The sequence below is a fragment of the Pseudomonas sp. genome, from assembly GCF_049590575.1.
Taxonomy (GTDB): Bacteria; Pseudomonadota; Gammaproteobacteria; order Pseudomonadales; family Pseudomonadaceae; genus Aquipseudomonas.
In genome coordinates this window covers 1-12,903 of sequence record NZ_JBAWDE010000074.1, presented here as the reverse complement: position 1 = coordinate 12,903, position 12,903 = coordinate 1, and the positions used below count along the sequence as shown (strand labels likewise).

Annotated in this window: 10 protein-coding genes and 1 pseudogene; 8 read left to right on the top strand and 3 right to left on the bottom strand. The window is 61.9% G+C overall.

What is annotated here, in order from left to right; translation table 11 throughout:
* Positions 1-534 (top strand): annotated as a pseudogene (locus WBR57_RS06135) (peptidase); the annotation flags it as partial.
* A gap of 134 nt (positions 535-668) precedes the next feature.
* On the opposite strand, the gene WBR57_RS06130 reads toward WBR57_RS06135, so the two are convergent.
* From WBR57_RS06130 to rpmE, 3 genes are all read right to left on the bottom strand, one after another.
* On the bottom strand, positions 669-1,937 hold the full coding sequence (locus WBR57_RS06130; RefSeq protein WP_071497103.1) for a malic enzyme-like NAD(P)-binding protein: 1,269 nt from the start codon (positions 1,935-1,937) through the stop codon (positions 669-671).
* A gap of 178 nt (positions 1,938-2,115) precedes the next feature.
* Positions 2,116-2,925: a thermonuclease family protein gene (locus WBR57_RS06125; RefSeq protein WP_424083064.1), complete on the bottom strand. Its 810-nt coding sequence runs from the start codon at positions 2,923-2,925 to the stop codon at positions 2,116-2,118.
* Positions 2,926-2,939: 14 nt separating this feature from the next.
* Positions 2,940-3,173, bottom strand: a complete 234-nt coding sequence (gene rpmE, locus WBR57_RS06120; protein ID WP_005784030.1) for a 50S ribosomal protein L31 — start codon at positions 3,171-3,173, stop codon at positions 2,940-2,942.
* 228 nt (positions 3,174-3,401) lie between these two features.
* Between rpmE and WBR57_RS06115 the strand changes: the two genes are divergently transcribed.
* The 7 genes from WBR57_RS06115 to phaC all read left to right on the top strand — a co-directional run bounded on the left by WBR57_RS06115 (position 3,402) and on the right by phaC (position 12,790).
* Positions 3,402-5,621: a primosomal protein N' gene (locus WBR57_RS06115; RefSeq protein ID WP_424083063.1), complete on the top strand. Its 2,220-nt coding sequence runs from the start codon at positions 3,402-3,404 to the stop codon at positions 5,619-5,621.
* Between the two features lie 110 nt (positions 5,622-5,731).
* Positions 5,732-7,468 carry an arginine--tRNA ligase gene (gene argS, locus WBR57_RS06110; protein ID WP_424083062.1) on the top strand — a complete coding sequence of 579 codons (1,737 nt, stop codon included), beginning with the start codon at positions 5,732-5,734 and terminating at the stop codon, positions 7,466-7,468.
* A 1-nt stretch (position 7,469) separates the two neighbouring features.
* Positions 7,470-8,171: an SPOR domain-containing protein gene (locus tag WBR57_RS06105; protein WP_424083061.1), complete on the top strand. Its 702-nt coding sequence runs from the start codon at positions 7,470-7,472 to the stop codon at positions 8,169-8,171.
* A gap of 258 nt (positions 8,172-8,429) precedes the next feature.
* Positions 8,430-8,960 (top strand): ATP-dependent protease subunit HslV, encoded by a 531-nt coding sequence (gene hslV, locus WBR57_RS06100; protein WP_424083060.1) that lies wholly within the window; start codon positions 8,430-8,432, stop codon positions 8,958-8,960.
* A gap of 37 nt (positions 8,961-8,997) precedes the next feature.
* Positions 8,998-10,335: an ATP-dependent protease ATPase subunit HslU gene (gene hslU / locus WBR57_RS06095; protein WP_424083059.1), complete on the top strand. Its 1,338-nt coding sequence runs from the start codon at positions 8,998-9,000 to the stop codon at positions 10,333-10,335.
* 148 nt (positions 10,336-10,483) lie between these two features.
* Complete coding sequence (locus tag WBR57_RS06090) at positions 10,484-10,861, top strand: gamma-butyrobetaine hydroxylase-like domain-containing protein (protein WP_424083058.1); 378 nt, start codon at positions 10,484-10,486, stop codon at positions 10,859-10,861.
* 249 nt (positions 10,862-11,110) lie between these two features.
* Positions 11,111-12,790, top strand: a complete 1,680-nt coding sequence (phaC, locus tag WBR57_RS06085; RefSeq protein WP_424083057.1) for a class II poly(R)-hydroxyalkanoic acid synthase — start codon at positions 11,111-11,113, stop codon at positions 12,788-12,790.
* The last annotated feature ends 113 nt before the right edge of the window (positions 12,791-12,903 follow it).

The window sequence follows — 12,903 nt, the reverse complement described above, 5'->3', positions numbered from 1 at the left end:
ACCCCGACCGAGCCGCAGGCGCCCGCCGTGGCCGAGCGCATCGTGGATGGCCGCACCACCTATATCCTCAACAGCATCCTTGAAGACGTGATCAAGAAAGGTACCGGTCGCCGCGCACTGGCGCTGAACCGTCCGGATATCGCCGGCAAGACCGGCACCACCAACGAATCCAAGGACGCCTGGTTCTCCGGCTACAACGCCGACTACGTGACCACCGTGTGGACCGGCTACGACCAGCCGGAAAGCCTCGGCCGCCGCGAGTTCGGTGGCACCGTCGCGCTGCCGATCTGGATGAGCTACATGGGCGCTGCCTTGAAGGACAAGCCGCCGCATACACAGCCGGAGCCGGAAGGCATTCTCAGCCTGCGGATCGACCCGGTCAGCGGCCGTGCGGCTTCGCCAAGCACGCCGAATGCGTACTTCGAACTGTTCAAGAGCGAAGACACGCCACCGTCGGTCAACGAGCTGGGCAATGGCGTTGCTCCAGGCAGCCCGCTGCCGGCGGATGAGGCGGCGCCGATCGATCTGTTCTAACCCGATCCAATGTGGGCGAGGGGCAAGCCCCCTCCAACCTTTGGATTTCCACCCGGTTCAAATTAATCGCCGGCCCACAAAAAAGCCCCGACTCGCAAGAGCCGGGGCTTTTTTTGTGGATACGCTACAACGGCTTAGCCGTTGAACACATCATCCACGCTTTGCAGCGGGTAGTGCTTCGGATATGGCAGGGTGGCCACACCGGTCTCGATGGCGGCCTTGGCCACGGCATCGGAGATCAGGGTGATCAGGCGCTTATCCATTGGTTTCGGGATGATGTACTCACGGCCGAACTCCAGTTTGATACCACCGTAGGCGTCGCACACTTCCTGAGGGACCGGCAGCTTGGCCAGTTCGCGCAGGGCGTTGGCGGCAGCGACTTTCATCTCTTCGTTGATGCGCTTGGCGCGAACGTCCAGGGCGCCACGGAAGATGAACGGGAAGCCCAGTACGTTGTTGACCTGGTTCGGGTAGTCCGAACGGCCGGTGGCCATGATCACGTCGTTACGGGTGGCGTGTGCCAGTTCCGGGGAAATTTCCGGGTCCGGGTTGGAGCAGGCGAACACGATCGGGTTGGCCGCCATGGACTTGAGGCCTTCGGCGCTCAGCAGGTTCGGGCCGGACAGGCCAACGAACACGTCTGCACCGTCAAGGGCGTCAGCCAGGGTGCGCTTGTCGGTAGCGTGGGCAAACATCGCCTTGTACTGGTTCAGGTCGGTACGCTCGGACTGGACCACGCCCTTGCTGTCGACCATGAAGATGTTTTCCAGCTTGGCGCCCATGCTCACCAGCAACTTCATGCAGGAGATGGCTGCAGCGCCGGCGCCCAGGCAGACGATCTGCGCGTCAGCCAGGGTTTTGCCGGCGATTTCCAGGGCGTTGATCATGCCGGCCGCGGTGACGATCGCGGTGCCGTGCTGGTCATCGTGGAATACTGGAATGTCGCACTGCTCGATCAGGGCCTTTTCGATCTCGAAGCACTCAGGTGCCTTGATGTCTTCCAGGTTGATGCCACCGAAGGTGATGGAAATGCGCTTTACGGTGTCGATGAAAGCCTGCGGGCTTTCGGAGTCGACTTCGATGTCGAATACGTCGATGCCGGCGAAGCGCTTGAACAGCACGCCCTTGCCTTCCATGACTGGCTTGGAAGCCAATGGGCCGAGGTTACCCAGGCCCAGAATCGCGGTGCCATCGGAAATCACTGCAACCAGGTTGCCTTTGCCGGTGTACTTGTACGCCAGTTCGGGGTCGCGGGCGATTTCACGTACGGGCTCGGCAACGCCAGGGCTGTAGGCCAGCGACAGGTCGCGGGCGGTGGCAGTGGCTTTGGTGAGCTCTACACTCAGCTTTCCTGGACGAGGATGGGCATGATATTCGAGAGCGGCAGTTTTCAAATCAGACATATCGGCATTCCGCTTTTACTGTTGGTCGACGGACCGCCGAGGATACGCGTGTCGCAAAGTCCCTACAAGACTGGGCAGTCACAGGTGTCAAGGGCCCAACAATAAGACTTTCGGCCAAGAGCCACGGGATACAAGGGCTCAACTGTTCACAATCGAATTAAAAAATGTCTACAATTTTTTATTCAAACGTCGATTTGAGCATGCTCGGATCGGTCAGCGGCAGCAGCCAGCGCGCCTGGCCATTTTTCAGGCCGCCCCGCCGCGAGCGATCCTGTACCCAGCCACGCACCTCAATGGCGCGACCTTGCAGACCATTGAGCATGACGCTGTCGAATTGCCGGACCTGATCGGGGGCAATGCGTAATACCAGCGCCCCCTGCAATTCAATCCAGATACCGCCGCGATTGCGTTCGATCTTGCTCACCCGGCCACTGACCAGGGCAAAGCCGGATTGTTTGAGTTGTGCCACGGGCTGCGCCGGCGACTGTCGCCAAAGACCCAGGCGCGCCTGGCGAGCGCTGTTTTCGGCAGCCTGCTGACACACAGCCAAATCCACATTCGGTGCGACACCCACCTGAAACCCCAGGCCCTCGGCCAGCAGCTGCGCCTCCAGGTTCTCGCCGTTGGCGCCGTAGAGATGGGCCAGGGTCCGACCGTAGCGATCTTTGCCCTCACGCCCCGCCAGCAAGCCGACGCGCCCGCCGCTGGCATCCACCAGCGCCTGCAAACGCTGACGCGCAGCCACGGCGAAAGGCTCCTCAGTGCGGCCCTTTTTGGCGGTTTCCGGCGCGTTAATGCCAATCAACCGCACGCTGCGGCCATCCTTGAGGCGCAGCGTGTCGCCATCCACCACGCGCTGCACTTCCACCTGTGGGAGGGACGCCGGCGCGGAGCAAAATACCTCGGCATGTGCGGCCGATAGCCAAATCCCGGGCACAAAAAAGGCGCCCACAAGGGACGCCTTTTTCAACAGCTGGCAAAAGCCCATAAGGCTTTTGAGCCTTACTCTGCTGGAGTAGCAGCAGGCTTCTTGCCGAAAGCACCAAAGCGATCTGCGAAGCGCTGTACACGGCCGCCGGTGTCCAGAGTTTTCTGCTTACCGGTGTAGAACGGGTGGCACTCGTTGCATACGTCAGTACCCAGTGGCTTGCACAGGTTCGAGCGAGTTTCGAACTTGTTGCCGCAGCTGCAGGTAACTTCGATGGTTTCGTACGCTGGATGGATATCGGCTTTCATGGCACTTCCTCGGGCTAGCGTGCCGCCACTCGACACTATTGTCGAATACCGCACGTAATTAGGCCGCGGATTCTACCAGACCTTTTCAATCGCGCAAGCGCCAGCACCGTTCGCCCGTAGAGATAAAAGCACCTTTCATCAGAAAACCATGGCATACCCAAGGCTTCCCCCGTCTGCTAGGCTCCCGCCCCTGCACCACCGCCTGCCTTTACAGATGAGACTCCCCGCGTGCCCGACGCCATATTGCGCCTAGCCCTGCCCTCGCCCCTGCGCCGACTGTTCGATTACCGAGCCCCGGCCGGTGTGCTGCGGGCACAGTTGCAGCCGGGCATGCGCGTGCGTGTGCCATTCGGGCGACGGGAAATGATCGGCATCCTGATCGAAATCGCCGACCACAGCGAAGTCCCTGCAGAAAAACTCAAGCCGGCCGTGGCGATCCTCGACGAGACGGCGCCGCTGCCGCCCGCGCTGTTCAAGCTGTGCCTGTGGACCGCTCAGTACTACCAGCACAGCCTGGGCGATACCTTGAGCTGGGCGCTGCCGGTATTGCTGCGCCAGGGCGAACTGGCCGAGGCACGCCAGGAGCGTTTCTGGTCGACAGTGCCCGGCGCGCGCCTCGACGACCCGCGTATCGCCCGCGCACCGCGCCAGCGTGAAGCCCTGGCCACGCTGGCCCAACACCCCCACGGCGTGGCGCACCAGCTGTTAAGCAAGCTGATGCTGAGCAAAGACAGCCTCGACCTGCTGTTGGCCAAGGGCCTGGTGCAGGTGGAAATCCGCAAGCACGCGCCCGACCCGCGCCACGAACACTGGCTGGCCCAGACGGAACTGCCGCTGAACCCCGAGCAACGCGCGGCGTATGAGGCGATTCGCGCCGGTTTCGACAGCTTCCATGCGTTCCTGCTAGCCGGCGTTACCGGCAGCGGCAAGACCGAAGTGTATTTGCAGCTGATCCGCGAAACCCTGCAGGCCGGCAAACAGGCGCTGGTGCTGATCCCCGAGATCAACCTGGGCCCGCAGACCCTGGCGCGTTTCGAGCAGCGCTTCAACGCGCGGATCGCGCTGGTGCACTCGGCGGTCAACGACCGCGAACGCCTGGAATCCTGGCTGGCCGCGCGCGATGGCGAGGCCGACATTATTATCGGCACCCGCTCGGCGCTGTTCACGCCAATGAAAAACCCCGGACTGATCATCATTGATGAAGAGCACGACGGCTCCTACAAACAGCAAGAAGGCCTGCGCTACCACGCCCGCGACCTGGCGCTGGTGCGCGCGCGCCAGGAAGACATCCCGATCGTGCTGGGCTCGGCCACGCCGTCCCTGGAAAGCCTGCACAACGCCTACACCGGCCGGTATGGGCTCCTACGCTTGAATGAGCGTGCGGGTGGCGCCAAACAACCACGCTTCCTGCGCCTGGACGTAAAAAGCCGCCCGCTGGACAGCGGCATTTCCGGGCCGATGCAACAAGCCATCGGCCAGACCCTCGCCGCCGGCCAGCAGGTATTGGTGTTTCTCAACCGCCGCGGCTTTGCACCGACGCTGCTGTGCCATGACTGCGGCTGGATGTCCGAATGCGAGCGCTGCGATGCGCGCATGACCGTGCACCAGCGCTACGGCGAGTTGCGTTGCCACCACTGCGGCCACGTGGAGCGCACACCGCGCCACTGTCCACAGTGCGGCAAAGTGGATTTGCGCCCGGTGGGTGCGGGCACCGAGCGCGCCGAAGAGCGCCTGGGCATTCTGTTCCCGGATTACCCGGTGCTGCGGGTGGACCGCGACAGCACTTCGCGCAAAGACGCGATGAATCAACTGTTCGCCACCATTCAGAAGGGCCAGCCATGCATCCTGGTGGGCACGCAGATGCTTGCCAAAGGGCATCACTTCCCACGGGTGACGCTGGTGTCGATCCTGGATGCCGACGGCGGTCTGTTCTCCGGCGACTTCCGCGCCAGCGAGCGCATGGCGCAGCTGATCGTGCAGGTCGCCGGCCGCGCCGGGCGTGCCGAGGAGCCGGGCAAAGTGATTATCCAGACGCACCTGGCCGACCATCCGCTGCTGATTCAGCTGACAGAACAAGGCTACTTTGCCTTCGCCGAGCAGGCGCTGAGCGAACGCCGCTCCGCCGGCCTGCCGCCGTTCGCGCACCTCGCGCTGTTGCGCGCCGAAGCGCACAAACCGGGGCAGGCCGAAGGTTTTCTGGATGAAGCCTGCAGCGCCGCCGAACGTTTGCTCGGCGAGCTGGGTCTGACCGGCATCGAGTTGCTCGGCCCGGTCCCCGCGCCCATGGAGCGCCGCGCCGGGCGTTATCGTGCTCAGCTACTCTTGCAGGCGACGTCCCGCGCGCCCCTGCATCGGCTATTAAGTAGCTGGTTGCTTGCCCTGGAGCAAATGCCCAGCGGCCGGCAAGTGCGATGGTCGCTGGACGTAGACCCGGTAGATTTGTATTAAGCCTGGCCACAGGTCCCGCGAAGGTTGGCAAGCCCGCCCTCGCCACGGATAATGCCCAGTTTTTCCACCTGCGCATCGCGCGCCGCCGCTTGCGGTCGAAAGAGAACACCATGAAAGACACCATTCGCCAGCTGATCCAACAAGCCCTCACCCAACTCGTCAACGAAGGTGTGTTGCCTGAAGGCCTGACGCCGGCGATCCAGGTGGAAAACACCCGCGACAAGACCCACGGTGACTTCGCCAGCAACATCGCGATGATGCTGTCCAAGCCTGCGGGCATGAAGCCGCGCGACCTGGCGGAAAAAATCATCGCCGCGCTGCCTGCCGACGAGAGCGTCACCAAGGCCGAAATCGCCGGCCCTGGCTTCATCAACTTCTTCCAGAACACCCAGGCCCTGGCTGCGCGCCTGGACGCGGCCCTGGCCGACGCCAGGATCGGCGTGCGCAAGGCCGGCCCGTTGCAGCGCGTGGCAGTTGACCTGTCGGCGCCCAACCTGGCCAAAGAGATGCACGTGGGCCACCTGCGCTCGACCATCATTGGCGACGGCGTGGCGCGGGTGCTGGAGTTCCTCGGTGACACCGTGATCCGCCAGAACCACGTGGGCGACTGGGGCACCCAGTTCGGCATGCTGATGGCGTACCTGCAGGAAAACCCGATCACCAGCAACGAGCTGGCCGACCTGGAAAACTTCTACCGCGCCGCCAAGAAACGCTTCGACGAATCCGAAGCGTTCGCCGACCGCGCCCGTGGCCTGGTGGTCAAGCTGCAAGCCGGTGACCAGGAATGCCTGGAGCTGTGGGGCCGCTTCCGTGAGATCTCGCTGTCGCACTGCCAGGAAATCTACGAACTGCTCAACGTCAAATTGACCATGGCCGACGTGATGGGCGAAAGCGCCTACAACGACGACCTGATCAATGTGGTCAACGACCTCAAGGCCGCCGGCCTGCTGGTGGAGAGCAATGGCGCACAGTGTGTGTTCCTCGAAGAATTCAAGACCGCCGACGGCGAGCCGCTGCCGGTGATCATCGTCAAGGCCGACGGCGGCTACCTCTACGCCACCACCGACCTGGCGGCCGTGCGCTACCGCAGCGGCGTGCTGAAAGCCGACCGTGCGCTGTATTTCGTCGACCAGCGCCAGGCCCTGCACTTCCAGCAAGTGTTCGAAGTGGCGCGCCGCGCCGGTTTCGTCACCCACCCGATGCACATGGAACACATGGGCTTCGGCACCATGAACGGCGCCGATGGCCGCCCGTTCAAGACCCGTGACGGCGGCACCGTGAAGCTGATCGACCTGCTGAACGAAGCCCAGGACCGCGCCTACAACCTGGTGAAGGAAAAGAACCCGGAGCTGGCCGAGGCCGACCTGCGCAACATCGCCCGTGTGGTGGGGATTGGCGCGGTGAAATACGCCGACCTGTCCAAGCACCGCACCAGCGACTACAGCTTCAACTTCGAGCTGATGCTCAACTTCGAAGGCAATACCGCGCCGTACCTGCTGTACGCCTACACCCGCGTGGCCGGTGTGTTCCGCAAGCTGGGCAAGGATTTCAGCCAGGTCGAAGGCCAGATCGTGCTGGATGCCCCGCATGAACAGGAGCTGGCGGCCAAATTGGCGCAGTTCGGCGAAGTGCTGAACAGCGTCGGCGACAAAGGCACGCCGCATATCCTCTGCACCTATCTGTACGAAGTCGCCGGCCTGTTCTCCAGCTTCTACGAGAACTGCCCGATCCTCACCGCCGACGACGAAGCCCAGAAGCAAAGTCGCCTGCGCCTCGCCGCGCTGGCTGGACGGACCCTCAAGCAAGGCCTGGAGCTGTTAGGCCTGGAAACCCTGGAGCGTATGTAAGTTGGCTGCCAAGAAAAAACCTGCACCCAAGCGCGGCGCCAGCCGCTACCAGGCACCCGCCAAGAAGCCGATTCCGGGCTGGTTGTGGATGGCCATCGGCCTGGCGGTCGGCGCGTTTGTCGTGATCCTGATGAAGCTGGAGCCGGGCAAGGGCGATGACGTCAAGCGCGTCAAGCAAGAGCAGCAGAAGGCCACGAAAATGGCCGAAGCCAATAAGACCGCGCCTAGCCCGACTGCACCGGTGAAGCCGAAGTACGATTTCTACACGCTGTTGCCGGAATCCGAAGTGATCGTGCCGCCCGACGCCGTGCCGGAAAAAACCCTGCCGACGCCGCAAGTGCCGACCACCCCGGTGACGCCGGCGGAAGCGGCGAAAATCGACACTGCGCGCGCCCAGGCCGCACTGGCCGGGATCACCCCGCCGCCAGCGCCACCGGTTGCCGAGACCAAGGCGGCGCCGGTGACCAAGTTTTTCCTGCAAGCCGGCTCGTTCCCGAAACAGGCGGACGCGGATCGCGTGCGTGCGCAGATCATCCTGCTGGGCCAGACGGTGACAGTGGAATCCGGCACGGTGAAGGACGCCACTTGGTACCGCGTGCTGGTAGGGCCGTTCAGCAACCGTGAACAGCTGACCGTGGCGCAGAAGCAATTGGCCGGCGCAGGGTTTAGCAACCTGTTGTTACAACAACGTCAGAGCCGCTGATTCAAGCTTAGCGCGGATCAAAATGTGGGAGGGGGCTTGCCCCCGATAGCAGTAGATCAGTCAATATTTTTGGCGACTGATGCACCGCCATCGGGGGCAAGCCCCCTCCCACATTTGGTTTTGCGGTGTGCTTGAGAATGTGTAGGACGTATAAACACCACTCGTCCGTACACCCTTCCTACGGTTGAAATCCCCCCCGCCACCCCCATATGAGAATCCATCAGGGCATTTTCGCCCCGCTGCGTGGAGACTCTCCCCTTGACCACCATCGTTTCAGTACGTCGCCACGGCAAAGTCGTCATGGGCGGCGACGGCCAGGTTTCCCTTGGCAATACCGTGATGAAAGGCAACGCGAAAAAAGTCCGTCGCCTGTACCACGGCCAGGTGCTTGCAGGCTTTGCCGGCGCTACCGCCGACGCCTTCACCCTGTTCGAACGTTTTGAAGGCCAGCTGGAAAAACACCAGGGCCACCTCGTTCGCGCCGCTGTCGAACTCGCCAAAGAATGGCGCACCGACCGCTCCCTCAGCCGCCTGGAAGCCATGCTCGCGGTCGCCAACAAAGACGCCTCCTTGATCATCACCGGTAACGGCGACGTGGTTGAGCCCGAGCATGGCCTGATCGCCATGGGCTCCGGCGGCGGCTACGCCCAGGCGGCAGCCAGCGCACTGTTGAAGCAAACCGACCTGTCGGCCCGCGAAATCGTTGAGACTGCGCTGGGCATCGCTGGCGATATCTGCGTGTTCACCAACCACAACTTCACCATTGAGGAGCAGGACCTCGCCGAATAAGCCGTAGGCTTATTCCCGCTTGAGGCCGCCAAACACTATGTCCATGACTCCCCGCGAAATCGTCCATGAACTCAATCGCCATATCATCGGCCAGGACGATGCCAAGCGCGCCGTTGCCATTGCGCTGCGTAACCGCTGGCGCCGGATGCAACTGCCCGAAGAACTGCGCGTTGAAGTAACTCCGAAGAACATCCTGATGATCGGCCCGACCGGTGTCGGTAAAACCGAAATCGCCCGGCGCCTGGCCAAGCTGGCCAACGCCCCGTTCATCAAGGTCGAAGCCACCAAGTTCACCGAAGTCGGCTATGTGGGCCGCGACGTCGAGTCGATCATCCGTGACCTGGCCGACGCTGCCCTGAAGCTGTTGCGCGAACAGGAAATGACCAAGGTCAGCCACCGCGCCGAAGATGCCGCCGAAGAACGTATCCTCGACGCCCTACTGCCACCGGCACGCATGGGCTTCAACGAAGACGCCGCGCCGGCCTCGGATTCCAACACCCGCCAACTGTTCCGTAAGCGCCTGCGTGAAGGGCAGCTGGATGATAAGGAAATCGAGATCGAAGTGGCCGAAGTGTCCGGCGTCGACATCTCTGCGCCGCCTGGCATGGAAGAAATGACCAGCCAGTTGCAGAACCTGTTCGCCAACATGGGCAAGGGCAAGAAGAAAAGCCGCAAGCTCAAGGTGAAGGAAGCGCTGAAACTGGTGCGCGACGAAGAAGCCGGGCGCCTGGTCAACGAGGAAGAGCTCAAGGCCAAGGCCCTGGAAGCCGTCGAGCAGCACGGCATTGTGTTTATCGATGAGATCGACAAGGTGGCCAAGCGCGGCAACTCCGGCGGCGTCGATGTGTCCCGCGAGGGTGTGCAGCGCGACCTGCTGCCGCTGATCGAAGGCTGCACCGTGAACACCAAGCTGGGCATGGTCAAGACCGACCACATCCTGTTCATCGCCTCCGGTGCGTTCCACCTGAGCAAGCCAAGCGACCTGGTACCGGAGCTGCAAGGCCGCCTGCCGATTCGCGTCGAGCTGAAAGCGCTGACGCCGGGCGACTTCGAGCGCATCCTCAGCGAGCCGCACGCGTCGCTCACCGAGCAGTACCGCGAGCTGCTGAAAACCGAAGGCCTGGCCATCGAGTTCCAGCCCGACGGCATCAAGCGCCTGGCGGAGATCGCCTGGCAGGTCAACGAGAAGACCGAGAACATCGGTGCCCGTCGTTTGCACACCTTGCTGGAGCGTCTGCTGGAGGAGGTGTCCTTCAGCGCTGGCGATTTGGCTGGCGCGCAGAATGGCGAAGTGATCAAGATCGACGCTGAATACGTCAACAGCCACTTGGGCGAATTGGCGCAGAACGAAGACTTGTCGCGCTATATTCTGTAAGCCTCACACAGAATCGCTTCGCCTTAATGTGGGAGGGGGCTTGCCCCCGATAGTGGTGTATCAGTCAGCACACCTGACACTGACACACCACTATCGGGGGCAAGCCCCCTCCCACATTTTGAAGCCGGCTTCTTCAGGATTATTACCAATGTCCAAATTCCCTACGGCTGTAAACCTGCACAAAACCTCCAACACCCTCGGCCTCACCTACGGGCCCGACGAGGTGTATCAACTCTCCGCCGAACTGCTGCGCACCCACTCGCCTTCCGCCGAGGTCCAGGGCCACGGCAAGCCCATCCTGCAATTCGGCAAGCTCAATGTACGGCTGACCAATGTCGAACCGGCCGGTCAGTACGCACTGAAATTGACCTTTGACGACGGGCATGACAGCGGTTTGTTCACCTGGGATTACCTCTACCAATTGGCCGTGCGTCAGGATGCGCTGTGGGCCGATTATCTTGCCGAGCTCAAGGCGGCCGGCAAAACCCGCGACCCGAGCCAGTCGGTCGTGCGGCTGATGCTCTAGCCCAGGCTTCTTGCTCTTTAGAGGGCATTTTCTAATTTCATCTGCTTGAATGCCTTGTCGCGTGGCCAATGATTGGCCCGCTTGCGAAAAAAATTAAACTCGGGTAACCAATGGAACTGGCAAGTTCCCTGCATTTGACGATGCGGTATCAACGGTCACCCGAGTCGCAGTACCAGGCTTGTGTTGTGTATCGAAACCTCGTGCGCAGCGGTCCCCGGTACTCGTCTTTCGGACAATGGAGCGTCGTAGATGAGTAACAAGAATAACGATGACTTGAAACGCCAGGCCTCGGAAAACACCCTGGGGCTCAACCCGATCATCGCGTTACGTAAAAAGGATTTACTGGCCTCGGCGAAGATGGTGCTGACCCAAGCCATCAAGCAACCGTTGCACAGCGTCAAGCACGTTGCCCATTTTGGCGTGGAATTGAAGAACGTGATGTTCGGCAAATCCCCGCTGGTGCCCGAAAGCGACGACCGCCGCTTCCACGACCCGGCCTGGAGCCAGAACCCGCTCTATAAGCGTTACCTGCAAACCTACCTGGCGTGGCGCAAGGAACTGCACGACTGGATCGGCGACAGCAACCTGTCAGAGCAGGACATCAGCCGCGGCCACTTCGTGATCAACCTGATGACCGAGGCCATGGCGCCCACCAACAGCGCGGCCAACCCGGCGGCCGTAAAGCGCTTCTTCGAGACCGGCGGCAAGAGCCTGCTCGACGGCCTTTCGCATCTGGCCAAGGACATGGTGCATAACGGCGGCATGCCCAGCCAGGTCAACATGGGCGCCTTTGAAGTGGGCAAGACCCTGGGCACCACCGACGGCGCGGTGGTGTTTCGCAACGACGTGCTGGAGCTGATCCAGTACAAGCCGATCACCGAACAGGTGCACGAACGCCCGCTGCTGGTGGTGCCGCCGCAGATCAATAAATTCTATGTATTCGACCTGAGCCCGGAGAAGAGCCTGGCGCGCTTTTGCCTGCGCAATGGCCTGCAGACGTTTATCATCAGTTGGCGCAACCCGACCAAAGCCCAGCGCGAATGGGGCCTGTCGACCTACATCGAGGCGCTCAAGGAAGCGGTCGACGTGGTCTCGGCGATTACCGGCAGCAAAGACATCAATATGCTCGGCGCCTGCTCCGGCGGCATCACCTGCACCGCGCTGCTGGGCCACTACGCAGCGCTGGGGGAGAACAAGGTCAACGCCCTGACCCTGCTGGTCAGTGTGCTGGACACTACCCTGGACACCCAGGTGGCGCTGTTCGTCGATGAGCAGACTCTCGAAGCGGCCAAGCGCCACTCCTACCAGGCCGGCGTGCTGGAAGGCCGCGACATGGCCAAAGTGTTTGCCTGGATGCGCCCCAACGACCTGATCTGGAACTACTGGGTGAACAACTACCTGCTGGGCAACGAGCCGCCGGTGTTCGACATCCTGTTCTGGAACAACGACACCACGCGCTTGCCCGCGGCGTTCCACGGCGACCTGATCGAGCTGTTCAAAAACAACCCACTGGTGCGCGCCAATGCCCTGGAAGTGTGCGGTACGCCTATCGACCTGAAACAAGTCAGCGCCGACATCTACTCACTGGCCGGCACCAACGACCACATCACGCCCTGGCAGTCGTGCTACAAGTCGGCGCAACTGTTTGGCGGCAAGGTGGAGTTCGTGTTGTCCAGCAGCGGGCATATCCAGAGCATCCTCAACCCGCCGGGCAACCCCAAGGCGCGCTACCAAACCAGCGACGGCCTGGCGGGCAAACCGCTGGACTGGCAGGAGAACGCCACCAAGCACACCGATTCCTGGTGGCTGCACTGGCAGGCCTGGCAGGCGGAGCGCGCAGGCAAGCTGAAGAAAGCTCCGACAACTTTGGGTAACAAAACCTATGCCGCAGCTGAGGCGGCACCGGGTACTTATGTGCATGAACGCTAAACGCACGTTTTTTTCTGATTGAAATGGGACCTGAGTGTGGGAGCGGGCTTGCTCGCGAATGCGGTGTGTCAGTCAACACTTCTGATCCTGATACACCGCTTTCGCGAGCAAGC

Coding starts and splice junctions, on each gene's coding strand:
- WBR57_RS06130 (WP_071497103.1), bottom strand. CDS start 1,937: ATGTCTGATTTGAAAACTGCCGCTCTCGAATATCATGCCCATCCTCGT.
- WBR57_RS06125 (WP_424083064.1), bottom strand. CDS start 2,925: ATGGGCTTTTGCCAGCTGTTGAAAAAGGCGTCCCTTGTGGGCGCCTTT.
- rpmE (WP_005784030.1), bottom strand. CDS start 3,173: ATGAAAGCCGATATCCATCCAGCGTACGAAACCATCGAAGTTACCTGC.
- argS (WP_424083062.1), top strand. CDS start 5,732: ATGAAAGACACCATTCGCCAGCTGATCCAACAAGCCCTCACCCAACTC.
- hslU (WP_424083059.1), top strand. CDS start 8,998: ATGTCCATGACTCCCCGCGAAATCGTCCATGAACTCAATCGCCATATC.
- WBR57_RS06090 (WP_424083058.1), top strand. CDS start 10,484: ATGTCCAAATTCCCTACGGCTGTAAACCTGCACAAAACCTCCAACACC.
- phaC (WP_424083057.1), top strand. CDS start 11,111: ATGAGTAACAAGAATAACGATGACTTGAAACGCCAGGCCTCGGAAAAC.